The organism is Candidatus Palauibacter sp. (assembly GCF_965208055.1).
In the GTDB taxonomy this organism is placed as follows: Bacteria; Gemmatimonadota; Gemmatimonadetes; order Palauibacterales; family Palauibacteraceae; genus Palauibacter.
This window is the reverse complement of sequence record NZ_CBDBNY010000004.1, coordinates 953379-978003: the sequence shown is the minus strand read 5'-3', so window position 1 is coordinate 978003 and position 24625 is coordinate 953379. Positions and strand designations below refer to the sequence as shown.

Here is a 24625-nt window from a genome sequence, read left to right as displayed (position 1 = left end):
CGCCGGGGGGAGGGGACACGCCTGCATGAACCGCCCCAAACATCACCGAAGCCGACGCGTTCCGTGACGGCCATCGTCCGGATTGTGGGCCGCGAGATCATCGATTCGCGCGGCAACCCCACGGTCGAGGCCGACGTGCATCTCGAGAGCGGCGCGGTCGGCCGCGCCGCCGTACCGAGCGGCGCATCGACGGGAGAGCACGAAGCGGCCGAACTGCGCGACCCTGACCGCGCCCGCTACGACGGCAAGGGCGTGCTACGTGCGGTCGCGCACGTCAACGGGGAGATCGCGGCCGCGGTGCGAGGCCGCGACGCCTCGGACCAGCGCGGGCTCGACTCCGCGCTCATCGCGCTCGACGGCACGCCGAACAAGGGTCGCCTCGGGGCGAACGCGATCCTTGCGGTCTCCATGGCGGCGGCGCGCGCGGCCGCGGCCTCGGCGGGGACGCCCCTGTTCCGACATCTCGGCGCCGGAGATCCGCGCGTCCTCCCGGTCCCGATGCTGAATATCCTCAACGGGGGCGTGCACGCCAACAACACGGTCGACATACAGGAGTTCATGATTCTGCCGCTCGGCGCGCGGAGTTTCTCCGACGGTCTCAGGGTCGGCGTGGAGGTGTTCCACGCGCTGAAGCGCCGACTGTCGGATGCCGGGTATGCGACCGCCGTCGGGGACGAGGGCGGGGTGGCCCCGGACCTGTCCTCGAACCGCGAGGCTCTGAACCTCATTATGGCCGCGATCGTCGATGCCGGTTACGAGCCCGGAGCGGAGGTCGCGCTCTCTCTCGATTGCGCCGCGTCGGAATTCTACGATGCGAAAGCCGGCGTGTACCGGCTCGAGAGCGCCGGTGAGGCCGGAGAATTCGACGCGCAGGGCCTCGTGTCGCTCTACGAGGACTGGCTTGACGCGTATCCCATCGTCTCGATCGAAGACGGGCTCCACGAAGACGACTGGGAGGGTTGGGCAGCCCTCACGTCCCGGGTCGGAGACCGCGCCCAGCTCGTCGGGGACGACCTCTTCGTGACCAACGTCGATCGTCTGGCGCGCGGCATCGAGGGCGGGACCGGGAACGCGATCCTCATCAAGCTCAATCAGATCGGGACCGTGAGCGAGACGCTGGATGCGATCCGGATGGCCGCGGAGGCGAACTTCGGCGTGGTCATCTCGCACCGCTCGGGGGAGACGTCCGACACGTTCATCGCGGACCTCGCAGTGGCCACGAACGCCGGACAGATCAAGACGGGCAGCGCCTGCCGGTCGGAACGCGTCGCGAAGTACAATCAGTTGCTGCGGATCGAAGAACGGCTCGGACCGAGGGCGACCTATCCGGGGTCCGCCGTGTACGGAGGCCGATGATGGCGGAGGCGGCCAACCGTCGGCTCACGCGGACCATCACGTTCATCGCCCTGATCGGAGCGGGTTACTACTGGATGGTGGGCGGAGAATACACGCGGGCGGGCCTGGTCCGGCTCGAGAGGGAGATCGAGTCGCGGAGGGCGGAGATGACGGTGCGCGAAGACGAACTCGCGTCGATTCGGGCCTGGGGCGACAGTCTCGTGTCGAACTCCTGGGCGATCGAGCGCGTCGCGCGGGAACGGTACGGGTTCGTCCGTCCCCGAGAGATCCTGGTGCGGTTCGTCGAGTTGGGCGACCTTGAGGATCCGCCTTTCGTGACGCCCCCGCAGGCGAACGTGCCCTAGCGTCGTACCGGTCGGATACGTCGGGGCGGGCGGCTTGCCCCGCGCGCCACGACGTGTAGGATAGCGGACCCACAAGCATGGCAGGGTAGCTCAGCCTGGTAGAGCAAGGGACTCATAAGCCCTGGGTCGGGGGTTCAAATCCCCCCCCTGCCACTCGATATGGCGGCGCAACACGAACTCGGAGCCGGGCCCGTTCGGGCCCTTGTACGGTTCTCCGGCGAGCTCTCGACCAAGGCGCGCCGGACGCGGTCGCGCTTCCAGAATCGGCTCGCGGCCAACCTGCGCGACGCGTTCGATGCCGAGGGGATCGACGCCGTGCTCCAGTCCGGCTGGAGCCGCTTCCACATCGAGGGCCCGGATCCGGCCTTTCTCGACCCGCTCCTGCGGACCTTCGGTGTGTCCAGTTGTTCCGTGCTGGCCGGCGAGTGCGAGGCGGACTTCGACACGATCGTCGCCACGGGCACGGCCCTCTTCGCCAAGTCCGTGCGTGGCCGGAGCTATGCGGTGCGGGCGCGCCGCTCCGGTTCCCACGGCTTTTCCTCCTCGGATATCCAACAGCGCCTGGGGGCGGCCCTCAACCCCGGGGCCACCGTCGACCTCGGAGATCCGGACATCACCGTGTTCGTCGAGGTTCGCGATGACCGGGTTTTCTTCCACGAGGACAGGATTCCGGGACCGTCGGGCCTGCCGCTCGGAGTCCAGGGACACGCGCTCGGTCTCATCTCCGGCGGCTTCGATTCGGCCGTCGCCGCCTGGATGGCGCTGCGCCGGGGGATTCGGCTCGACTACGTCTTCTGCAATCTCGGCGGGAGCGCGTACGAGCGGATGGTCGTGGAGGTGACGAAGGTGCTGGCGGACCGCTGGAGCTACGGGACGCGGCCCCGGCTGCATGTGCTCGAGTTCGGCCCGGTCGTCGAGGCGATGCGGGCCCGCGCCAAGCCCGCATACCTCCAGGTCGTCCTCAAGCGGATGATGTATCGGGCGGCCGCGGAGATCGGGGAGCGCATCGGGGCCGAGGCGATCGTCACGGGCGAGTCGGTCGGGCAGGTCTCCTCGCAGACGCTCAGCAATCTCCGAGCGATCGAGAACGCCTCCTCCCTTCCGGTGCTCCGGCCCCTGCTCGGATTCCACAAGGAGGAGATCCTCGACCGGGCGCGGGAGATCGGCACCCACGACCTGTCCGCCCGGGTGCGCGAGTACTGCGACCTCGTGCCGCACCGACCGGTCACCGCGTCGTCGCCGGAGGCCGCCGAGACGCAGGAGTCGGCCGTGGGTTTCGAGGAACTGGTCGAGGCGGTCGCCGGCGCGACCGTGCACGATGTGCGGGCGCTGCGCCCGGAATCGATGGTCGGAGCGTCCCTGTACGTGACGGAGGTGCCCGACGGAGCGGTCATCCTCGACACCCGCTCCAGCGCCGCGTTCGAGGCCTGGCACTGGCCGGGCGCGACCCTCCGCGATCTGCCGCAACTCGAGCGGGGCTTCGGCGAACTCGATCGCGACGCGACGTACGTGCTCTGCTGTACCGAGGGCGTGCGAACGGCCTACCTGGCCGAGGTCATGCAACGCGCGGGATACGAGGCCTACTCGTTCCTCGGCGGGGCGCCCCGCATGCGGCGCTTCGCTCGAGGCCGGACGGGAATCGACTGATCGCGGCCTGCTTTGACACTCCTGCCCATGCGGGGCGAGCTTGGGCCGCATGAGCGGGGAGAAGAGCGGCGTGACGGCGGCCCTGGAGACGGTGCTGCAGGAGGGGGAAGTGCCGGCCCATGTCGCCGTCATCATGGATGGCAACGGACGCTGGGCCAGACGGCGCGGTCTGCCGAGATGGGAGGGGCACCGCGCGGGCATGACGGCCGTGCGCGAGACGATCGAGGGGGCGGTGGAGGCCGGCGTGGCCCATCTCACTTTGTACGCCTTCTCGGATGAGAACTGGTTTCGGCCTTCCATGGAGGTGGAAGCGCTGATGACGCTCCTCCAGGAGTATGTGAGGAGCCAGCGCGAAGCTCTGGTCGGTCACGGAGTCCGGGTCACGGTGTTCGGCGACCGGCTGCGGCTTCCGGAAGAGGCCCGGCAGGCGATCTCCGAACTCGAGGCGTCAACGGAGGGCGGGACGGTGCTGGAAGTGCACCTCGCCATCAGCTACGGGTCGCGGGCGGAACTCGCGGGGGTGGCGCGCACGCTCGCACAGCGTTGCCTGGAGGGCGAGTTGGCCCCGGAGGAGATCGACGCCGAACTCTTCGCGGCCGAACTTCTGACGAGGGACTGGCCGGATCCCGACCTTTTGGTCCGGACCTCGGGGGAGCAGCGCATTTCCAACTTCCTCCTCTGGCAGCTCGCGTACGCGGAACTCTTCGTGACGGACGTGCTGTGGCCCGACTTCACCCGGGGGCATTTCTTCGGCGCGCTCGTCGATTACCGGCGCCGGGAGCGGAGGTTCGGGCTGGTGAAGACGTGAGCCGGCCGGGTCCTGCATGAGCCCCAACTTCCGCAAGAGACTCGCCGTCGCCGGTGTCGGGGTCCCCCTCTGCGCGCTGGTGACCTACGCCGGCGGGGTGGTCTTCGTCACCGGGCTGGGCGCGGCGGCCGCGCTCGGTTACCGGGAGTTCGCGGCGATGATGCGCGGCACCGGGACGCGGGTCCTCACGCTGCCGGGAGCCGTGGCCGCGTTTCTCTTTCCGTTCGTCGTCCTCGCGGGCGGTCTCGAGGGCGGCGGATTCTTTGCGGCGAGCCTGATGCTCGCGTTCCCGGCGCTCGCGCTCGTGACCGTCGACCTCTCGGAGCGGCCGATCCGGGCCGCCGCCTGTACGACGTTCGGCGTCTTCTACGTGGGGGGGCTGCTCGCGTTGGGCCTCCCCCTGCGCGAAGGCGGGCCCCTGCTTCCGGCCGGCGGCGATGCGGTCGCAGGGCGGATGGCCGGCACGCTCATCTTCTTCTTTCCGGTCGTCATCACGTGGCTGGCCGACACCGCGGCGTACCTCGGCGGGCGAGCGCTCGGGAAACGCCCGCTCGCGCCGCGCCTGAGCCCGAACAAGACGGTGGCGGGAGCCGTGTGTGCGCTGCTCGCGGGCCTCGCCGCCGCCGTCCTCTATCCGCGCTTCCTTCTTCCGGAGATCTGGACGCCGAACCTCGTTTCGACACTGGCCTTCGGGCTGGTCGTGGCGGGGCTGGCGATCGTCGGGGATCTTGCGGAGTCCGCCCTCAAGCGCGAGTGCGGCGTGAAGGACTCATCGCAAATGCTTCCGGGGCACGGGGGCATGCTCGACCGGCTCGATTCCGTCCTGTGGGCGGTCCCGGCCGCGTTCCTCTTCCTCTTCCTCTTCGTGTGACGGCCGCCGGAGGCGGACCGGGTTTCCCTGAGGCCGGCGCTTGAAGAACGTCGCCATCCTGGGCGCCACGGGATCCGTCGGCGCGGGCACGCTCGAGGTGATCCGCCGCCACCCTTCCCGGTTTCGCGCCGCCGTCCTGACGGCGAACCGTCGCTGGGAGGCGCTGGACGCGCTCGCGCTCGACCTGGACCCCGATCTGGTCGTGCTCGGGACCCCGCCCCCGGCCGGCTTCGCGCCGCAATGGGCCGGAGAATGGCGGTTTGGCGCCGATGCGCTCGCGGACGCCGCCGGGTCGCCCGGGAGCGATATCGTGCTCAATGCGATCGTCGGGTTCGCCGGACTCGACGCGACGCTGGCGGCGCTTGCAGCGGGGAAGCGGCTGGCCCTCGCCAACAAGGAATCGCTCGTGGCGGGAGGAGACCTCGTGATGCGGGCGCTGCGCGGCGGAGGAGGCGAACTCCTGCCGGTGGACAGCGAACACTCCGCCGTCCACCAGTGTCTGGCCGGTCGTCCGGTTTCGGAGGTCGCGCGGGTCACCCTCACGGCTTCGGGCGGCCCTTTCCGCGAGTGGCCGGCTCGGCGACTCGCCACCGTCACGCCGGCCGATGCCCTGCGTCATCCCACGTGGTCGATGGGGGCCAAGATCACCATCGACTCCGCCACGCTGGCGAACAAGGCGCTCGAGGTCATTGAGGCGCACACGTTGTTCGACCTCCCCTATGAGCGCATCGAGGTCGTCGTGCATCCCACATCGATCGTCCATTCCCTCGTCGAATTCAGGGACGGTTCCTCGCTTGCCCAACTGGGCCGGCCCTCGATGGAGATTCCGATCCTGTGGGCGCTCGGCTACCCGGACCGGCTGGACGACGCGCGTCGGGAGACGGGGTTCGACCCCGTGCGGGACGGCCCGCTGGAGTTCGAACCGGTGCGGGAGGAGGATTTCCCCCTCTTTGGCGCGGGGGTCGCGGCGGGAAAGGCGGGAGGCGAGTTTCCGGTGGCCTTCAACGCGGCCAACGAGGTCGCGGTCGAGAGGTTCCTCTCCGGGGACGTCGGCTTCAGGGAACTCGCCGAGGTCGTGCTTCGTACACTGGAACGGTTCTCGTCGCGCGCCATCGAATCGGTGGAGGATGCGCGGCGCGTCGACACCCGGGCGCGCGCCATCGCCCGCGACCCACACGGGGAGCCCAAGTCGGGAGACGCTGAGTGATCGTAACGATTCTGGTAACCATCCTTGTTCTGGGCGTGCTCATTTTCGTGCACGAACTGGGGCATTTCGCCGCTGCGAAGAGCGTCGGGATCGACGTGCCGCGGTTTTCGATCGGCCTGGGCCCGAAGATGGTGGGGTTCCGGCGCGGTGAAACGGAGTACGTCCTCTCATGGATCCCGCTCGGCGGCTACGTCAAAATGGCGGGGATGGCGGACGAGGAAGTGACGTCGACACTCGAGGGCGGGGGCGACCCGGAGAAGGCGGCGCGCAGCGAAGCGAGGCCCGGGCCCGGAGATTTCGACGGCAAGCCGCTGTGGGCGCGCGTCTTCGCCATCTCGGCCGGCGTCATCATGAACTGGCTGTTCGCGGTCGTCGCCTTCGCGGCGGTCGCGATGGGGCGGGGCGTGCTCGAGCCGCGGATCGGCGAGGTCGCACCCGGGTCGCCCGCCGCGGAGGCGGGCCTCCGGGCCGAGGATCTGATCCGGCGCGTGGATGGCGCCGCGGTGCACGACCCCGGCCAGGTGACGATGCGGATCGAGCGCCGGGCGGGCGAATCCATCGACATCGTCGTGGAGCGGGGAGGGGAGCAACTCACCTTCGTCGCGACGCCCGAAGCGGTCGAGCAATACTCGGATCTCACGGGAGACTCGAGGACGGTCGGTCGCGTCGGGATCACCGTCGGCGCCGAGAGTGGTCGAGCGGGCCCCGTCGCGGCGCTCGGGCGCGGGTGGTCGAACACGACCTACTGGGGCGGCGCCGTCCTTCAGTTCCTGGGGGATCTGGTCACGGGACGAAGTTCGGCGCGAGAGGTCGGCGGCCCCATTCTGATCGGGGAGATTTCCGGCCGCGCCGCGCGCGCGGGGTTCTGGGAGCTCCTGAGTTTCATGGCGATCATCAGCGTCAATCTCGCCATCTTCAATTTGCTGCCGATTCCCGTGCTCGACGGGGGCCACCTGCTCTTCCTGGGGATCGAGGCGATCCGCGGCCGGGCGCTCAGCGTCGAGGCGCGCATGCGGTTCACCACGGTGGGGATGGTCTTCGTCCTGGCGCTCATGGTGTGGGCCGTGGGGAACGATGTGCTGAGGGTGATTCTCAGATAGAGAGTCAGATAGAGAGCGAGAGTTGCTCTGCGTCGCCGCGCGCCCGCGCGAGGGCGACCACGTCGTAACGGGGGCTGGGCTCCGCCTGCGCCGCGGCGTCCAGTAATCCATCGTATCCCGCCGGCGCGAGCCCTTCCGCGACGCTCTCCAGGGCGAGTTCCCGGTCGTTGCACTCGTGACTCAGGTGGGCGAGCAGGATCCCTCCCAGCCCCGGGTGGGCGAGTTCGCGCGCCAACTCGGCCGCGTGGCGGTTGGAGAGGTGTCCCCGGCTACCCCCGATCCGCTGCTTGACTCGCCAGGGATAGGAAGCCGCCCGGAGACGGTGCTCGTCGTGGTTCGCTTCCATGATGAGAAAGGCGCACTCCCGGAGCGCCACGCGGACGGGTGTCGTCGGTCTCCCGAGATCCGTCGCAATCCCCACTCGCAGGCCCGTGGGTCGGTGCAGGACCGTGACGGCGACGGGTTTCGCGGCGTCGTGCGCGGTGGGGGCGGTCTCGATCGCGAGGTCGCCGACCTCGAGTCCGGTGAGCGGCAGGTCGCCGCATCGCTCCTGCCCGCGCAGGAGAGAAGCGCAGGCGCGGCGAGTGGGCGGGTTCATCGCGAGGGGCCAGCCCCAGCGGCGCGCTCCGATGCCGATCCCCGCGGCGTGATCCCGGTGCTCGTGCGTGACGACGACGAGGTCGATGGTTTCGGGCTCGACGTCGAGTTCGGCGAGTCGGCGGGCAAGCTGAACCCCCGAGAACCCCGCATCGACGAGTACGCGGGCGCGGTCGCCCTCCACCAGAAAGGCGTTGCCGCGGCTTCCCGAGCCCAGCGACGCGACGGACAGGCTCACGAGCGGCAGGCCTCGTCCCAGACATCGCCCAGCCAGTTCCGGAACTCCGGGGTCCCCTCGAGTCCCCGGCGCTCGACGACCCGGGCGGCCGTGGAAAGGAAGTCACCGCGACGGTGCGGCTCCGTGTTCCGGCCTCCGCCCCACGAGAAGGGCTCCACCCAGCGAGGCGGCGGCTCCGCGCCGAACAGGCTCGAGCCGGCGCCGACGACGGCGCCGGTCTCGAGTCGGGTGCCGACGCCGGTCTTCACGTGATCGCCGAGCAGGCAGCCGAACTTCAGGAGTCCGGTGTCCCGCCGCGCGCCGGGCGGCCCCACGCGGATCGACCCGTAGGTGTGTTTGAGATCGCTGGTCACCGTTCCCGCGCCGAGGTTGACCCAGCAGCCGAGGTACGCGTGTCCGAGAAACCCGTCGTGCGCCTTGTTCGAATAGCCCAGCGTCGTCACGTGGTCGACCTCGCCCCGCACGCGGGAGCCGGGGCCCCCGGAAAAGCGCGAGATGTGGCCGCCGAGGAGTTGTGAGCCGGCGCCCGCGTAGAGCGGCCCGCCGAGGCGGGTGCCTGAGCGGACCTGGACGCCGGGACCGAGTTCGATCGGGCCCTCGCGCGCATCGAAGAGCACGCCGGGTTCCACGCGCGCCCCCTCGCCCAGGTGGATCGGGGCGTCGCCGAGGCGCCAGCAACCGTCCGGCGGCGCCGACGCCTCCGCGCCCGGGACGGCCGTCAGGTCGGCGGCGAGCCGGTCGGGTCCGGCGGCCACAAGGTCCCAGGGGTCACGCAGCCAAGCCCCGGGTACCTCGTGGTCCGGCAACCCGGGCCGGGGCCGGGGAGCGGCGAACCAGTCCGCTTGCGGCGGCTCTGCGCCGGCGCCCGGGCGGACGCCCGCCAGCCGGTCGGCGACCCAGAGGTTGGCGGGCGCGTCGTTCCACGCCGCTTCGAGTGACGGCACGGCCCGGGCGTTCCACACGGTACAGGGAGTGGACAGCCCGCCCGCGTCCAGGCAGCGCGGCGCTCCCGGCTCCGCGTACCGGTGCAGCCAGGGGCGCGTCACATGACCGGCCACGCGCGTTCGCGCGACCCGTTCCAGCCGCTCGCGCAACGTCCAGCGGCCGAAGACGAGTTCGCCGCACGGCCGGGTGAGCGCAAAAGGCGCCCAGCCGCCCGCCCGCTCGTCGTCGAACATGACCAGCGTCGTCAACGCGGCGGTTCGGAAGTGGAGGAATCCGTGTCGACCTGTTCCAGACGGGCGTCGAGTCTCGCGGCCTCGTCGCGCGGCATCACGAGAAGTTCCCCGTTCGCCTCCACGATGACGAGACCCGACACCCCGATGACCGTGGCCCGGCGGGACTCCGTCCACACGACGTTGTCCGCCGCGTCAAGGAGGCGGGCCGAGCCGACCGACGCGTTCCCGGCCTCGTCCAGCTCCCGGGAGCGGAGGAGTGCGCTCCACACGCCGAGGTCGTCCCAGGCGAATCGCGCCTCCACGGTGGCCACACGCTCGGCTCGCTCCATCACGCAGACATCGATCGCGACCGGCTCGGCACGGGCGAAGAAGCCCTCCGCATCGCCGCGTTCGAGGGCCGGCCACGCCGCCGCGAGTTCGTGCGCGCCGCGTCGGGCGGCCTCGAGCAGATCGGCCGCCCGCCACACGAAGATGCCGGAGTTCCACAGGAAGCGTCCCGACTTCAGGTATTTTCGGGCCGCGGCGGGATCCGGCTTCTCCACAAAGCGCCGCACCTCCCGGGCGCCGGACGCGGTCTCTCGCCCCGTCTCCACGTACCCGAATCCGGTCTCGGGGCGGTCCGGCCGCACGCCGACGCAGCACAGGTATCCTTCTCGCGCCGCCCGGAGGGCCGACTGCAGCGTCTCCCTGAGCGCCTCGACGGGTTCGATGCGGTGGTCCGCGTGCATCGAGATCATCAGGGCGCCCGGCTGAGCCCGCTCGATCTCCGAAGCCGCCCAGACGAGGGCCGGTCCCGTTCCGCGCGCCTTCGGTTCGACGAGCGCATCGACACCCGCCGCATCCAGGCTCGGGCGCATGAGTTCCACCAGGCGTTCGGCCGCGACGACCCGGACGCGCGGGGCGCCGACCAGGGCGACGGCACGAGCGAGCGTATCGTCGATGAGGGGGTCGGGACCGGCGAGGGGCAGGAACTGCTTGGGACGGGCCGGGGTCGAGGCGGGCCAGAACCGGCGGCCGATCCCGCCCGCGAGGACCGCGCAGTACGCCTCGAGGTGCACCGACAGAGCCTCCCTCCCGTCCTCCGAACCGCCCTTCGCGCGCGCGGGCTCTTTCCCGCCGCGGGCCGGCCGCGACGCGGCCAAGCTACGGACGCCGCGAGCGGCGCGCCACGTTGCCGGCCCGCCCCGTCGATCCCGCTTCCTCCGGGCCTTTTTTCTTGCCCGAGTCCTCCCCGGGCGACAGTATTCGCGCCATGCTCCCCCGACACCGAATCTGTCTGCCCGCACGGCTCGGAGCGCTGATCCTCGCGCTCGCGGCGACCGCCTGCGACGATCCGTTCGATGCCTTCCTCGGCGATGTTCCGCTCACGCCGACGGAGGTCACGCTGTATGACTACGTGACGGGTCGCCTCGAAGACCCTCCGGCTTTCGACATCGTACTCGCGGTTCCCGCTCGCATCGACCAGACGCTGAACTGGGATTTCCTCTTTCAGATCCGGGAGGGAGCGGCGGAACTCGTCCCCTTCTCGGCGGTCGCGGACAGCGTAACGGACTCGGGCCTGCAGGTAACCGGCGAACGCTTCGACGCCGTGCTCGAGGCCCCGGAGGACGGGTACACCCTGAACGCACCCCTCGCAGTCCAGCCGGGCGACGTGCTCATCGCCCGCAGTCGCGTCGACCCGAACAATTTTCTCGCCTGCAGCCGCTATGCCAAGTTACAGGTTCTCGCCATCGATCCCGACGCGGGAACGATCACCTTCCGCCACCTGGTGAACCCGAACTGCGGAGACGTCGTCCTCGAACCGGGGACGCACGGTTCGCTGTGACGCCCTGTCCGGCCGATCCCGCCCCCCAGCGACATGCTTGACCTCAGAACCCTCCGCGACGACCCCGAACTCGTCCGCGATGCCATGCGGAAACGCGGCGACGAGCACGCGGAGGGACTCGTGGAGGAGACGCTGCGGGCGGATGAGATCCGCCGAGGCCTGATCCGGGAAGTGGAAGTCCTCAAGGCCGAGCGGAACACGGCGTCGAAGGCGATCGGCGCCGCGAAGGGCAGGGGAGAGGACGCATCGTCGGAGATCGAGGCCATGCGCCGCGTCGCGGCCCGGATCAAGGCCCTCGACGCGGACCTCGCGCGCACCGAGGCGGAACTGCGCGATCACCTCTTGCAGATCCCGAACATCCCCGATCCCCGCGTCCCGCCCGGCGAGGAAGGGGAAGGGCCGACGGTCGCGGAATGGGGCGCCCCGCGGGAGGAGGAGGCGCCGCCGCACTGGATCCTCGGGGCCACGCACGGCTATACGGATCCCGGCGGCTCCGCGATGCCCGGAGGACGGACGCCGTCGCTGGATATCGAGCGCGGGGCGAAGATCGCGGGCTCCGGCTTTCCGCTTCTCGTCGGGGGCGGCGCCCGTCTCAGCCGTGCGCTCGTTCAGTTCATGCTGGACCTCCACGTCCGCGAGCACGGATACCTGGAGGTGCTGCCTCCCCTCGTCGTCTCACGGGAATCGATGATGGGGACCGGGCACATCCCCAAGTTCGAGGACGACGCTTACCGGACGGACCCCGACGACCTCTTCCTGGTGCCGACGGCCGAGGTGCCGCTCACGAATCTGCACCGGGATGAGATCCTCTCCGGCGATGACCTGCCGCTCGCGTACGTCGCGCACACGCCCTGCTTTCGGCGTGAGGCCGGCGCGGCGGGCCGCGATACGCGCGGGCTCCTGCGGGTTCATCAGTTCGACAAGGTGGAGATCGTCCGCATCTGCCGGCCCGGGGAGTCGGAGGCGCAGCTGGAGCTTCTGACCCGCCACGCGGAGCGCGTGCTCGAGCTTCTGGAGGTCCCGTACCGCCGGGTCCTGCTTCCGCTCGGGGATCTCGGATTCGCGAACGCGATCACGTACGACCTGGAGATCTGGGCTCCCGGCGTCGAGGCATGGCTCGAGGTGTCCAGCTGTTCGTCGTACGGAGACTTTCAGGCGCGGCGCTCCGCCATCCGCTTCCGGCCCGAGCGCGGGGGCCGCCCCGCCCATGTGCACACGCTGAACGGTTCGGCGCTGGCCCTCGCCCGGCTCATCGTGGTGTTGCTCGAGACGGGCTTCCGCGAGGGTGAGGGGATCCTGCTGCCGGAGGTGCTTCACTCCTATCTCGGGTTCGAGCGGCTCGAGCTCTGCCGGTGATCCGGCTCTGGAACCGGCGCGGCGGCGCGCTTCTGCTCGCGGTTCTGTCCACGGGCGTGCTCGTCTCGTCCGCCATCTTCTCGCGCCAGCAGGCGGAGGAACGCCGGCTCGACGCCGCGGTCCTCGGGCAGCTGATGGCGGTCAGCACGGCGGCCGCGGCGGGTAACCTCACGGTCGAGGAACAGAACGAACTCTGGAATCAGGCCTCACAGCAGGTGGGCGCCCAGGTCCGGCGGCTCCGCATCCCCATCGTGATCACCGACACGCTGGGCAACCCGAGCAGCTCCGCGCACCTGCCCGACGACTTCCCGCTCGGTCCGACCGGCGACCCGGACGACCAGGCGCTGCGCGAATTCGTGGCCGAACTCGACGCGCTGAGGCCGCCCTTCGAGGCGCCCGGCCTGCAGGTCCACTTCGGCGATCCCGAGTTCACGAGTCGCCTCCGCCTGATCCCGTGGCTGCAGGCGGCCTCGCTCCTCGTCATCCTCGGCAGCGGCGGCTGGCTCCTCTTCCTCTCCTTCCGGAGCGAGCGGGAGCGCATCTGGTCCGCCATGGCCAGGGAATCGGCGCATCAGATGGGTACTCCGCTCAGTTCGCTGGTAGGCTGGCTGGAGGTGCTCGAGACCCGGCCGCGCCCCCGGGGGTCGGAGGTGGGGCAGCCGGACCTCATCGACGAGATGGCGGCGGACGTGACGCGCCTGCAGAAAGTCTCCCACCGCTTCGAACTCATCGGGCACAAGCCGACGCTCGAGCCCATGTCCGTGCGCGCCACGGCCCTGCAGCTGCGGCAGTACTTCGAGGCCCGCCTCCCCACGCTCTCCCGTACCGGCAAGATCGAGATCGCGGTGGAGATGGATACCGAGTCACCGGAAGTGCTGGGCAATGCGACGCTCCTGGAGTGGGCCTTCGAGAACCTGATCAAGAACGCGATCGACGCGCTGGCCCCGGACGGCGGACGGATCGTGATCTCCTACCTCGGCCCGAACGGCAAGCGTTCCGTGTTCCGGGTGCTCGACACCGGACCGGGGATTCCTCCCGCGCTCCGCGACAAGATCTTCAACATCGGCGTCACGACGAAGAAGCATGGCTGGGGCGTCGGCCTGTCCCTCGTGCGGCGCATCATCGAAGACATGCACGATGGCTCCATCCGCCTCGAGGATACGGGGCGGGGCGCGAGCTTCCGGATCGAACTCCCGCGCCACCGTCCCGGGACACGGGGGACGTGAGGGGACTCCGCCTCAACCCGGAGCAGCGGGACGCGGTCGAACACGGCGAAGGGCCGCTGCTGATCCTTGCGGGCGCGGGCTCCGGCAAGACACGGGTGCTCACGGCGCGGGCCGCCCGCCTCATCGAGCAGGGGCTCGAGCCGACGCGCCTCCTCGCCGTCACCTTCACGAACAAGGCCGCCGGCGAGATGCGGGAACGGATCGAGGGGCTCATCGGCCGTTCCACGCGGGGACTGTGGATCGGCACGTTCCACTCGATCGCCGCGCGCATCCTTCGCATGGAGGCTCCGCACACCTCCCGCACGCGTGCCTTCACGATTTATGACGAGGATGACTCCATCCGCACGCTCAAGGATGTGATGGAGTCGGCGGGCTACGACCCCAGGCGCTGGGCGCCCCGAGCCCTGCGCGGCCGGATCTCCAGTGCGAAGAACGCCCTCATGGGTCCCGCCGAGTACGAGTCCGAGGCCTTCGACCTGCTCGCGGAGGTCGTGGCGAAGGCCTATCCCGCGTACCAGCGCGAACTCACGCGGCGCAACGCCTACGACTTCGACGACCTCCTCTTCGAGACGGTGCGCCTGCTGGAGACGGTGGATGGCGTGAAGGATCGCCACGCCGCGCGCTTCGCCCACGTGCTCGTGGACGAATACCAGGACACGAACCACGCCCAGTACCGGATGGTGAAGGCGCTGGCTTCGAAACACGGGAACCTGTGTGTGGTGGGGGATGACGACCAGGCCGTGTACGGATGGCGCGGGGCGGACATCCGGAACATCCTCGACTTCGAGGCCGACTTCCGGGGCGCGCACGTCGTGCGGCTGGAGCGCAACTATCGCTCGACGGGGTCCATCCTCGAGGTCGCGAACGCCGTGATCTGCCGGAACCTCGCGAGGAAGCCGAAGCGGCTGCACACGGAGCGGGAGGCCGGCGATCCGATCGAGGTCGTCCGCTGCGATGACGAGCGGGCGGAGGCGGCGTGGGTGTCGTCACAGATCGAGGCCGGCCGCGGCACGCGGGGGCTGAACGAGTTCGCCGTGCTGTACCGGACGAACGCCCAGTCGCGGGCCTTCGAGGAGGCGTTCCGGCGTTCCGGCATCCCGTACCGGATCGTGGGCGGCGTGCCGTTCTACGAGCGTCGCGAGGTGAAGGACGTCATTGCCTACCTGCGGCTCCTCGTGAATCCCGCGGACGACGTCGCCTTCCTGCGTGCCGTGGGGTGGCCGAGGCGCGGGGTCGGAGCGAAGAGCCTGGAGCGGTTGGGGGAACTCGCTCGCGCGGGCGACGACGCGGGCGAAGCCATCGAGCCCCTCGCCCTGGTCGCGGCGCGGGCGCGGCACGAGGACGGCCTCCCGAGGGCGGCGGCGCGCGGCCTGAGGCGGTTCGCGGACGGACTCGCCGACGTGCGGGCTTCGCTCCCGGCCTCCAGCGCCCGGGAAGCACTCGAGGCCTGCGTGGCGACCTTCGGCCTGGCCACGGCGCTGGCCGAGGAGGAGGACGGCGCGGACCGCCTCGAGAACGTGAGCGAACTGTTCGCGGCAGCGGAGGCGTTCGAGCGCGAGGATGTGGAGGACCCCGACGACGAGGCCACGGACCTCGAGTTGTTCCTGCAGTCCGTTTCGCTGCGTTCAGACCTCGATGAGGCGGACTTCGATGGTGAGGCGGTGACGATGATCACGCTGCACAACGCGAAGGGACTCGAGTTTCCGGTGGTCTTCCTGGGCGGGCTGGAGGAAGGCCTCTTTCCTCTCTCGAGGGCGATGGAGACGCCGGGCGGGCTGGAGGAAGAACGGCGTCTGTTCTACGTGGGAGTGACGCGTGCGATGGACCGGCTGAGTCTGACGTACGCGGACCGCCGCTGGCGGGCGGGGATGGCGAGCCACTCCGCCCCCTCGAGCTTCATCGATGAACTCCCGGAAGAACACGTGCTCCCGCGGCTTGCGGCCCCGCGCTGGCGTCGGCGGCATGCCCGGGACGTCCGTCGGCCCGGCGGGCGCCGGCCGGGGGGAGGGGAGGGAAGGTCCGTGACCGGGGATGCGGGCCGCCGGGCCGGCGCGGTGGAGCCCGACCGCTCCTTCACCTGGCAGAGGGGGGCGAACCGTGGATCGAGCGAGACCGGCGGCGCCCGCGGCTCCGGCGCGGCTGGACGGTCGGCGCCTCCGGGCGAACTCGAGTATGACTACGACGACTCGCAGGTGCCGCTCGCGCTGACCCCGGGGGTACGGGTGGTACATCCACGCTTCGGGGCAGGCGAGGTGCTGCAGGTGCACGGCTTCGGAAGGGAGGCCAAGGCCGACATCGCGTTCGAGACGGTCGGCCGGAAGAAAGTCGTCGTGGCGTACGCCGGATTGCGCCCGGCCTAGCAGCCCGCGGCGATCACTCTCCGCCGCGGTCCCCCAGCGCCCGAACCATCCGCTTCGCGGTCGAAACGTTGTCCTTGCCGCGCCGGAGTCCGCGCAGCAGAGAGGCCGTCGTGACGAACGTCTCCTCGGCCTCCTCCTGGACGACCGCGAGCAGCGCCGCGACCTCCACGACCCGCTCCTCCACCAGATCCACCATGCGGCCGGTGGAGTCGCTCGCGCTCTTCAGCGCCTGTCCCACGCCGTCCGCGTCGTCCCGCAGGCGTGCCGCGATGCGTCGGGCCTGGTCGCTCGCCTGTTCGACGTTGTGCAGCACCGGTTTGAGGCGGTCGCTCAGATCGGTGACCGTGCCCGAGATCTGCCCCAGCGGCTGCCGGATGTCGTGCAACAGGCGGATCGCCCGCAGAAGGACGATGAGCATCGCCAGCGCGACGACGAGCCAAACCGCCATCCCGGCGACGACCGCGATCTCGTATGTGGTCACTGCGGCTCCCTCGGAGGACGATCGGAAGGATTACGGGAGGAGAGTATAGGTCTGGTTCCCATGGGGCTCAACCTGCGCTCAACCTGCGCTCGACCTGCGCTCGACCTGCGCTCAGCCGGCGCTCAACGGGGGCTCAACCGTCCTTGCCGCGACGTTTGCCCCCCTTCGTCCGCCGGCCAGTGTGGTGTCGCAGAAATCCCACGGCCATTCGAGCGCCGATGCATCCGCCCCTGCGGCGTTGCTCCTCCTCGCAATAGCTCTGCTATGCGAGATAGCAGAGCTATTCCTCGTCGGAGCGCCTTGCAGTACTCGGCGCCTCGACGCTCTCGGTGGCTCGCGGACTTCCGCGAAACCACACTAGTTTGGCGCGCGGCGCCGGCGAGGCCGGATGCGGGGAACGGGTGGGAGGAGGCGCGGATGTACTATCGGATCGAGGGTGGAAACGAGCTGAGTGGCGTGTTCACGCCGGTCGGCAACAAGAACGCCGCCCTCCCGATTCTGGCCGCCACGCTCCTCACGCACGAGCCGGTGCGAATCGAGAACGTCCCGCGCATCACCGACGTGGAGACGCTGCTCGACCTCCTCCGCAGTCTCGGCGTCGAGGGTGGCTGGACGGCGCCGGGCGTGCTCGAACTCGACGCCGCCGGCGTGAACCCGCGGGCGATCCCCGACGCGGATCTGGCCGGCCGCATCCGCGGATCGGTGCTGCTCGCCGGTCCCTTGCTCGCCCGGATGGGGTCGTGCCAGCTCCCGCACCCCGGCGGTGACTTCATCGGGCGCCGCCGGCTGGACACCCACATGCTCGCGTTGCGCGCGCTGGGCGCGACCGTCGATGTCGGAGACCGGTACGTCCTGCGCGCTCCCGGTCTCCGCGGCGCTTCCATTTTTCTCGACGAGCCCTCGGTGACCGGGACGGAGAACGCCGTGCTCGCGGCGTCGACGGCGAGGGGCACGACGGAACTGCGCAACGCCGCCACGGAACCCCACGTGCAGGATCTGTGCCGCTTTCTCGTCACGCTCGGCGCTCGCATCGACGGCATCGGAACCTCGCGGCTCGTCATCGAAGGCGTGGAAACGCTCGGAGGCGGGACGTTCCGGATCGGGTCGGATCACATTGAGATCGGCAGCGTGATCGGCCTTGCGGCGGCGACGGGGTCGACGCTCGGGATCGCCGAAGTGGATCCGGCCCACTTCGACCCCCTGCGCGTCGGATTCCGACGCCTCGGCCTTGAATTCGCGTGGCGCGACGACCTGCTCGTCGTGCGCGGCGGGGGAGAACTCGAGATCCAGCCCGACCTCGGCGGCCAGATTCCCAAGATCGATGACGGACCCTGGCCCGCCTTTCCCGCGGATCTGATCAGCATCGCGCTGGTGGCCGCGAGCCAGTGCCGCGGCACCGTCCTCATCCACGAGAAGATGTTCGAGTCGCGGATGTTCTTCGTCGACAAGGTGATCGCCATGGGCGCCCGCATCGTCCTCTGCGATCCGCACCGGGCCGTCGTCGTGGGACCTTCGCCGCTGCGCGGGGCGACCCTCGAGAGTCCCGATATCCGGGCCGGCATGGCGCTCCTTATCGCGGCGCTTGCGGCGGAAGGGATGAGTCGCGTGCACAACATCGGGCAGATCGAGCGCGGCTACGAGCGCATCGACGAACGCCTCGCGTCGCTGGGTGCCCGCATCGAACGCGTGGGGCCGGAAGGCGCATGACCGAGGTCGCGGAGACCCGGAAGGATGGCTTGCTGCGGTTGTCGCAGTGGGAATCGCTCGATCCGACCCTCGTGTGCGGTATCACGACCACTGAGCGCGGAGACCTCGCGGCCCCGGAGGCCTCCCCGGAGCGCGTGGCCGCGGTCTACACCGATCTGGCCCGGGAGCTGGGCTTCCGCCACGTCTCGGTGCCGACCCAGGTCCACGGCACGGACCTCCGGGAGATCCCGGCCGCGCCCGCCCCCGATCCGGAGGCTTGCACCTGCACCGTCCACCGGGCAGGTCGCGTGGACGGCCAACTCGCCGACGGGCCCGGGTGGCTGCTGGTCGCGACGGCGGCCGATTGCGTGCCCGTGTACCTGTGGTCCCGCGAACTCGGGCGCGTCGGACTGGTCCACGCGGGATGGCGCGGCGCGGCGGCGGGCATCCTTCCGCGCGCGATCTCCCGGCTTGCTTGCGGCCTCGACCGCGGATCCCCAGGGGCCGTCGGTGATCTCCGCGTCCATCTGGGGCCCGCGATCTGTGGACGCTGCTACGAGGTCGACACGCCCGTGCTTTCCGCTTTCGGCCTTGGCGGCACGCGCGCACGGCTCGACCTGAGGGGGATCCTCGCGGCTCAGGCCGCGACGGCCGGCGTCGGACCCGGGGCCCTTTCCCGTTCCCGCTTCTGCACATCGTGCGTCCCTGGCGACTTTCATTCACACCGCGCAAGCGGCGGCACGGCGGGACGGATGGCCGCCTTCCTGGGGCTGCGGAGAGACTGAACCGGAAGCGCCGGCGAGCGGTACCGGCTGTTGCAGCGCGTCGGACCCCGCCGTATGTTCCGATTCGCATGACCACATACGTCCGCGCGGGCCGGCGGGCGATGGCGTTACTCGAAGTGGGGAAGCTGTACGGGCCCCACTTTTTTTTGCAGTAGAGCGAACCGGATTCGCCGAAAGGATCGGTGATGCTGGACTCGGCGGACATCGAACGCGCGGTCGAAGCCCTCGGCTTCGAGGTCGTGCAGATGGAGCGGGGCGGAGGCCGTCGTCGGCCGCTGCTCCGGCTCCGGATCGATCGATCCGGTCCGTCGTCCGCGCGGTCGGGCGTCACCGTTGACGACTGCGTCGCGGTGACAAGGGAACTGCGTGGCGCGCTTGAAGATGGAGCAGCCGAAGACTGGGTGCTCGAAGTGTCGTCGCCGGGAGTGGACCGGCCGCTGGTCAAGGCCGCGGACTACGACCGCTTCGCCGGGTCGCGAGTCCGCGTGCGGGGCTACGGTCCGCTGGCCGATCGCGGCCGAAAACTGGAAGGGACGTTGCTCGGGACGGTGGACGGACTTCCCGGGACGTTTGCGCTGGAGATCGAAGGGGATCGTGTGGAGATCCCGTTGGAGCTCGTGGCCTCCGCCCGCCTGGTCTACGACTGGGACGCGGCTGGAGGGGTGCGTGGGAGATAGAGAGAGGCAATGAGCGATCAGATCCCGATCGTTGAAGCTTTCCGCATGATGGCGGCGAACAAGTCGCTGACGGAGCTGGAGCTGCATGATCTCATCCGCGAAGGGATCCATGCGGCGCTCGCCCGTCGTTTCGGCGGTCCGGTCGAAGCGGAAATTGACGTCACCGATGGAGGCGACATTTCGATCGTCGTCCTCAAGGAAGTCGTTGAAGAGGTCGAGGATCCGGCCCGGGAAGTGACGCTCGAGCAGGCTCGCTGGGATGATCCCGATTTTCAGGTCGGCGACCTGATGGAAATCCCCGTCGACTTCAGGGATTTCGGACGCAGCGCCGTGATGGCCGCCAAGCAGAGGATCATCCAGCGCATCCGCGAGGGGGAACGCGATCGGATCCGCATGGAATTCAACGACCGGGTGGGAGATCTCGTTTCCGGCGAAGTACAGGCGAGCGAGCGCGGCAAACTCGTCGTCATGCTGAACCGGTCTCGCGAAGCCGAAGCGATCATCCCGTGGCGGGAACAGAATCCGCGGGAACGCTTCCGCCAGGGCGAGCCGATCCGCGCCGTGCTGAAGCTGCTGGAGGAGACGCCGCGCGGTCCGCGACTCATCCTGTCGCGGGCGGATCCGCAGTTCGTCGCTTCGTTGTTCGCGCTCGAGGTGCCGGAGATCTACCAGAATATCGTTGACATCAAGGAGATTGTCCGCGAAGCGGGCGGACGCACCAAGGTGGCCGTCGCGTCCCGGGATGAATCGGTCGACCCGGTCGGAGCCTGCGTCGGTCTCAAGGGATCGCGCGTCCAGGCGGTCGTGTCGGAGTTGAGCGGGGAACGCATCGACATCGTCCCGTGGCACCCCGACCCGGAGATCTTCGCCCGTCGAGCGCTGGCTCCGGCCCGGGTCGCCAAGGTGATCTCCGATCAGGAGCGGCACGTCATTACGGCGATCGTGGACGAGGACCAGCTGTCGTTGGCGATCGGGCGAAACGGGCAGAACGTGCGGTTGGCGTCACAGCTCATCGGATGGCAGATCGACCTGTACTCCAGCCGTGACTGGATGGAGCGCGGCGGGGAGTCCGGCCTGTTCGGAAGCGATGATGAGTACGAGATGTCCGACTTCCCGCTCTCCGAACTCGAGGGGATCGCTCCGGCGACGCTTGCGGCGCTCGAGGCGGCCGGGATCAGCAGCTTCTACGGACTCCTCGACATGGATCGGAGCGATTTCCTTCAGGTCCCGGGGATCGGGCCGGATGAGGCCGATACGCTGGAAGCGCTGATCGACGAACTGACCGTCGTGGACGAGGCGCAGGCCGAGGTCGCCGCGGCTGCGAAGATGGCTGCCGAGGCGTCCGTGGAGGACGCGGCTGCGGCGGCGGCTCCGGAGGCGGTTCCCGAGGTGTCCGCGGAGGCGGCGCCTGCGGAGGTGGCGTCTGCGGACGCGGCCGATGCGATGAGCACGGCGGCCTCGGGCGAGGGGACCTCCTGAAGCGCGGCGGGGGTCGGGCGCGGGCCGGGGCTACGCTGAGCTTGCTCGGGATCGCGACGCGCGCGGGCCGGGTCGCTCTCGGCACCCGGGCCGTGGACATCGCGGCACGCAGGGGAAGGCTCGCCCTGCTCGTGGTCGCGGGCGACGCATCGCGGCATGCGCTGGGCCGCCTGACGCCACAGGCGCGGGGGGCGTTGCGTGTGACGGTGGCGAGTCGAAGAGCGCTCGGACGGGCGCTCGGACGGAACGATGTGGCTGTGGTCGGCGTCACGGATTCAGCGCTGGCGCAGCGGATTCTCGAAGGGGAGCGCGCGCCCTCGGGGCGTGATGACAGCTCCGGGTCGCGAGATCCGGAAGGGCAGGTGCCTGGACAATGAAGCGTGTCTTCGAGGTCGCGGAGGAACTGAGACTCGACACGAGTCACCTCATCCAGCTGCTGCGGGAGATGGATGTGCCTGTGCGCAGCCACATGTCGAGCGTGGACCCGGCGAGCGTGGCGCGTCTGCACGCGCGGCTCGAACGCGAACGGCGGGGTGAAGCGGTCACGGGTACCGCCGCCCCCGTGCGGCGACGCCGCCGTCGGCGGAGGGCCGCTCCCGCGACGCTCGCGACCGCGACGCCGGACGTCGAGGTCGACGAAAGCACCGGGCCGTTTCCGGAGGCGGCGGAGGACGTTGCGACGCCCACCGATGTGCCCGAGGTCGAGTCTCCTGTCGAGTCTCCGGTCGAGGCCGAGGTCGAGGCCGAGATCGAGGTCGAGCCCGAGCCCGCCGTCGAGACCGAGGCCCCGCGGGCGGAGGCCGAAGTCGAACCCGAAGCCGAAGTTGCTCCGGAGCCCGCCGATGCGCCCGAGGCTCCCGCCCCCAAGGCGGCCGAGCCGGTGGAGCCGGAAGCGGGTATCGAGGCCGCGGAGGCGGAGCCGGAAGTCGCCGAGCCCGAAGCGGAAGCGACGGAAGCGGAAGCGGCGGAAGGGGAGGCGGAGGCGCCGTCCGCTCCGTCTCGCCCCGCGCGTCGGCCGAAGCCGGTCCGCCGGGACATGCCGTCGCCCGCCTCGGCGGCCGCGGGCCCCACGGCCTCGGCGGGCCCGGGCGGCAAGGTGCGAATCTCGGCCCAGGGGTACACCGTTGATGGTCGCAAGAAGTCCCGTGGCGGAGATGGAAAGAAGCGGAGACGCGTGGACCGAAACGCCGTCCAGCAGAATTTCCGCAAGACGCTGGCCGCAATGGGGCAATCCTCGCCGCGAAAACGACGTCGCGAGACGCAGCAGCAGCAGCGCGAGGCGGAGCGCGAGCAGCGCGAACTCGAACAGCGCACGGAGAAGGCGACGGTTCGAGTCAACGAGTTCCTCACCGTGTCGGAACTCGCCGACCTGATCGAGGTCCCGCCGCAGGCCATCATCACATCGGCGTTCAAGAACCTCGGCCTCATGGTGACGATCAACCAGCGGCTCGACTTCGGTCAGATCGAACTCATCTGCGAAGAGGCCGGCTTCACGGCGATCCGGGAGGAGGGGTTCGAGGCGGACCTCGCGAGCGACGACGAAGATCTGCCGGAGGACGAGAGCCAGTTGGTGCCGCGGCCGCCCATCGTGACCGTGATGGGCCACGTCGACCACGGAAAAACGTCGCTGCTCGACCGTATCCGGAGCACGAACGTGATCGCGGGAGAGGCGGGAGGCATCACGCAGCACATCGGCGCCTATCATGTGCTCCTCTCGGAGGGTCGGACGATCACCTTCCTCGACACGCCCGGCCACGAGGCGTTCACGGCCATGCGGGCGCGCGGCGCGGAAGTCACGGACATCGTCATCCTCGTCGTGGCCGCCGACGACTCCGTGATGCCCCAGACGATCGAAGCGATCAGCCACGCCCGGAACGCGTCGGTGCCGATCGTCGTCGCCGTGAACAAGGTCGACCTCCCGTCGGCGGATGTGGATCGGGTGAAGAGGGAACTCCTCGCACGCGAGGTGGTCCTCGAGGACTTCGGTGGCGAGACCCTCGGCGCGGACGTCTCGGCGAAGACGGGTGAGGGGCTGGATGACCTTCTCGAGAAGGTCCTTCTGCAGGCGGAGATTCTCGAGTTGAAGGCGAACCCGGACCGGGAAGCCCGCGGGACGGTCGTCGAGGCGCAACTGGATCGCGGCATGGGTCCGGTGGCGACCGTGCTCGTGGAACGCGGGACGCTGGGGGTCGGCGCCGATTTCGTCTGCGGGCTCTACGGCGGGCGGGTCCGCGCGCTCCTGGATGAGCGGGGCCGAAAAGTCACGAGCGCCGGTCCGGGGATCCCCGTGCGGGTCCTCGGAATGGAGGGCGTACCGCAGGCGGGCGACTCCCTCGTCGCCCTCTCCGCGGCACGCGTCCGCGAGATCGTCTCGCGGCGGCAGCAACTGGAGCGCGAGAAGGACATCCGCCGCAGGGCGACCGGAACGCGGCTCGAGGATGTCTTCGCCGCGGTCAAGGCGGGTGAGGGCGCGCGCCTGAACGTCGTCATCAAGGGCGATACGGACGGGTCGGTCCAGGCGCTCTCCGACAGTCTCGAGCGGCTGTCGACCGACGAGGTCTCCGTCGAGGTCATCCACCGGGCCGTGGGTGGCATCAACGAGTCCGACATTCTCCTGGCCTCGACTTCGCGGGCGATCATCGTCGGCTTCCACGTTCGACCGGATGCCGGGGCGGCGGCCGCCGCGGAACGCGAGTCGATCGAGATCCGGATCTATAACGTGATCTACGAAGCGGTCGAGGAGATTCGCCTGGCGCTCGAAGGTCTGCTCGCGCCCGAGCAGCGTGAGATCACGGTCGGCATGGCCGAAATCCGTGAGCTCTTCCGCGTCCCGAAGGCGGGGACGATCGCGGGCTGCTACGTCCAGACTGGCACCATGCGGCGAAACCTCCCGATCCGCCTCCTGCGCGACCAGATTCAGATCTATCAGGGCCGGATCGACAGCCTGCGCCGGTTCAAGGAGGATGTGCGCGAGGTGAGAGACGGGTACGAGTGCGGCATCTCCATCGAGAACTACAACGACATCAAGGTCGGCGATGTGATCGAGTGCTACGAGGTGGTGGAAGTCGCGCGCACCCTCTCCGGAGCACCGGCAGGCTGACCTCAGGCGGGCATCGTGGCCGTCATCGGAGTGGGCCGCTGGGTGTTTCACCTCCCGGGCTGCCGGTCGCTCAAGGCGAAGCGTTCGGTGGTCCGCGGCCTGCGGGAGCGCACGATCATGAAGTTCCGGGTCTCCGCCGCCGAGACCGGTCTTCGCGACCGGGCCTCGATGGCCGAGATCACGGCCTGCGTCGTATCGGGCGAACGCCGGCACGCCGAGTCCGTTCTCGGACGCGTGGACCTCTTCCTGAGATCCGACCCGAGGGCGCACGTCGTCGAGTCGGAGACCGAGTTCCTGTGAAGGC

General features: G+C 69.8%; 22 protein-coding genes and 1 tRNA gene. 19 read left to right on the top strand and 4 right to left on the bottom strand.

All coding sequences use genetic code 11. The features are described from left to right. The first annotated feature begins 63 nt into the window (after window positions 1-63). From eno to rseP, 8 genes are all read left to right on the top strand, one after another. Window positions 64-1356: a phosphopyruvate hydratase gene (gene eno, locus ACOGXI_RS04605; protein WP_419937707.1), complete on the top strand. Its 1293-nt coding sequence runs from the start codon at window positions 64-66 to the stop codon at window positions 1354-1356. Then, window positions 1356-1700, top strand: coding sequence for an FtsB family cell division protein (locus ACOGXI_RS04600; protein ID WP_419937706.1), 345 nt, complete (start codon window positions 1356-1358; stop codon window positions 1698-1700). The genes eno and ACOGXI_RS04600 overlap by 1 nt, the downstream gene beginning before the upstream one ends. A 79-nt stretch (window positions 1701-1779) precedes the next feature. Further along, a tRNA-Met gene (locus ACOGXI_RS04595) sits at window positions 1780-1853 on the top strand. 6 nt (window positions 1854-1859) lie between these two features. Further along, window positions 1860-3347, top strand: coding sequence for a tRNA uracil 4-sulfurtransferase ThiI (gene thiI / locus ACOGXI_RS04590; RefSeq protein ID WP_419937705.1), 1488 nt, complete (start codon window positions 1860-1862; stop codon window positions 3345-3347). Window positions 3348-3396: 49 nt separating this feature from the next. Then, window positions 3397-4155 (top strand): polyprenyl diphosphate synthase, encoded by a 759-nt coding sequence (uppS, locus tag ACOGXI_RS04585; RefSeq protein WP_419937704.1) that lies wholly within the window; start codon window positions 3397-3399, stop codon window positions 4153-4155. Window positions 4156-4171: 16 nt separating this feature from the next. Then, window positions 4172-5026 (top strand): phosphatidate cytidylyltransferase, encoded by an 855-nt coding sequence (locus ACOGXI_RS04580; RefSeq protein ID WP_419937703.1) that lies wholly within the window; start codon window positions 4172-4174, stop codon window positions 5024-5026. Between the two features lie 40 nt (window positions 5027-5066). After that, window positions 5067-6233, top strand: a complete 1167-nt coding sequence (dxr, locus tag ACOGXI_RS04575) for a 1-deoxy-D-xylulose-5-phosphate reductoisomerase (RefSeq protein ID WP_419937702.1) — start codon at window positions 5067-5069, stop codon at window positions 6231-6233. Further along, window positions 6230-7333: an RIP metalloprotease RseP gene (rseP, locus tag ACOGXI_RS04570; protein ID WP_419937701.1), complete on the top strand. Its 1104-nt coding sequence runs from the start codon at window positions 6230-6232 to the stop codon at window positions 7331-7333. Before dxr ends, rseP begins: the two co-directional genes overlap by 4 nt. A 4-nt stretch (window positions 7334-7337) precedes the next feature. Here rseP and ACOGXI_RS04565 read toward each other — a convergent pair whose 3' ends face one another. The 3 genes from ACOGXI_RS04565 to ACOGXI_RS04555 are packed head-to-tail and all read right to left on the bottom strand — an operon-like array spanning window position 7338 to window position 10404. Continuing rightward, complete coding sequence (locus tag ACOGXI_RS04565) at window positions 7338-8168, bottom strand: MBL fold metallo-hydrolase (protein WP_419937700.1); 831 nt, start codon at window positions 8166-8168, stop codon at window positions 7338-7340. After that, window positions 8165-9361, bottom strand: coding sequence for a putative sugar nucleotidyl transferase (locus ACOGXI_RS04560; RefSeq protein WP_419937699.1), 1197 nt, complete (start codon window positions 9359-9361; stop codon window positions 8165-8167). Before ACOGXI_RS04560 ends, ACOGXI_RS04565 begins: the two co-directional genes overlap by 4 nt. Further along, entirely contained in the window at window positions 9358-10404 is a 1047-nt protein-coding gene (locus ACOGXI_RS04555; protein WP_419937698.1) for a mannose-1-phosphate guanylyltransferase, read from the bottom strand. The genes ACOGXI_RS04560 and ACOGXI_RS04555 overlap by 4 nt, the downstream gene beginning before the upstream one ends. A gap of 194 nt (window positions 10405-10598) precedes the next feature. On the opposite strand from ACOGXI_RS04555, the gene ACOGXI_RS04550 reads away from it, so the two are divergent. From ACOGXI_RS04550 to ACOGXI_RS04535, 4 genes are read left to right on the top strand one after another with little or no spacing between them, the layout of a single operon-like run. Next, window positions 10599-11171: a hypothetical protein gene (locus ACOGXI_RS04550; protein WP_419937697.1), complete on the top strand. Its 573-nt coding sequence runs from the start codon at window positions 10599-10601 to the stop codon at window positions 11169-11171. A gap of 33 nt (window positions 11172-11204) precedes the next feature. Continuing rightward, window positions 11205-12527, top strand: coding sequence for a serine--tRNA ligase (serS, locus tag ACOGXI_RS04545; RefSeq protein ID WP_419937696.1), 1323 nt, complete (start codon window positions 11205-11207; stop codon window positions 12525-12527). Then, window positions 12524-13753, top strand: a complete 1230-nt coding sequence (locus ACOGXI_RS04540) for a sensor histidine kinase (RefSeq protein ID WP_419937695.1) — start codon at window positions 12524-12526, stop codon at window positions 13751-13753. The genes serS and ACOGXI_RS04540 overlap by 4 nt, the downstream gene beginning before the upstream one ends. Beyond that, complete coding sequence (locus tag ACOGXI_RS04535; RefSeq protein ID WP_419937694.1) at window positions 13750-16113, top strand: ATP-dependent helicase; 2364 nt, start codon at window positions 13750-13752, stop codon at window positions 16111-16113. Before ACOGXI_RS04540 ends, ACOGXI_RS04535 begins: the two co-directional genes overlap by 4 nt. Window positions 16114-16126: 13 nt before the next feature. Here ACOGXI_RS04535 and ACOGXI_RS04530 read toward each other — a convergent pair whose 3' ends face one another. Further along, window positions 16127-16594 (bottom strand): hypothetical protein, encoded by a 468-nt coding sequence (locus ACOGXI_RS04530; RefSeq protein ID WP_419937693.1) that lies wholly within the window; start codon window positions 16592-16594, stop codon window positions 16127-16129. 417 nt (window positions 16595-17011) lie between these two features. Between ACOGXI_RS04530 and murA the strand changes: the two genes are divergently transcribed. The 7 genes from murA (at window position 17012) to ACOGXI_RS04495 (ending at window position 24621) form a co-directional block, all read left to right on the top strand. Beyond that, the gene (gene murA / locus ACOGXI_RS04525) at window positions 17012-18301 is read left to right on the top strand and encodes a UDP-N-acetylglucosamine 1-carboxyvinyltransferase (RefSeq protein ID WP_419937692.1); all 1290 of its coding nucleotides are present in this window, start codon (window positions 17012-17014) and stop codon (window positions 18299-18301) included. Next, entirely contained in the window at window positions 18298-19065 is a 768-nt protein-coding gene (locus ACOGXI_RS04520) for a polyphenol oxidase family protein (RefSeq protein WP_419937691.1), read from the top strand. The genes murA and ACOGXI_RS04520 overlap by 4 nt, the downstream gene beginning before the upstream one ends. A 185-nt stretch (window positions 19066-19250) precedes the next feature. Continuing rightward, window positions 19251-19742, top strand: a complete 492-nt coding sequence (rimP, locus tag ACOGXI_RS04515; protein WP_419937690.1) for a ribosome maturation factor RimP — start codon at window positions 19251-19253, stop codon at window positions 19740-19742. Between the two features lie 9 nt (window positions 19743-19751). Beyond that, window positions 19752-21221, top strand: coding sequence for a transcription termination factor NusA (gene nusA, locus ACOGXI_RS04510; RefSeq protein ID WP_419937689.1), 1470 nt, complete (start codon window positions 19752-19754; stop codon window positions 21219-21221). Window positions 21222-21262: 41 nt separating this feature from the next. Next, window positions 21263-21598: a L7Ae/L30e/S12e/Gadd45 family ribosomal protein gene (locus tag ACOGXI_RS04505; protein ID WP_419937688.1), complete on the top strand. Its 336-nt coding sequence runs from the start codon at window positions 21263-21265 to the stop codon at window positions 21596-21598. Next, window positions 21595-24321 carry a translation initiation factor IF-2 gene (gene infB, locus ACOGXI_RS04500; protein ID WP_419937687.1) on the top strand — a complete coding sequence of 909 codons (2727 nt, stop codon included), beginning with the start codon at window positions 21595-21597 and terminating at the stop codon, window positions 24319-24321. Before ACOGXI_RS04505 ends, infB begins: the two co-directional genes overlap by 4 nt. A gap of 15 nt (window positions 24322-24336) precedes the next feature. Then, window positions 24337-24621 (top strand): DUF503 domain-containing protein, encoded by a 285-nt coding sequence (locus ACOGXI_RS04495; protein WP_419937686.1) that lies wholly within the window; start codon window positions 24337-24339, stop codon window positions 24619-24621. Window positions 24622-24625 lie beyond the last annotated feature (4 nt).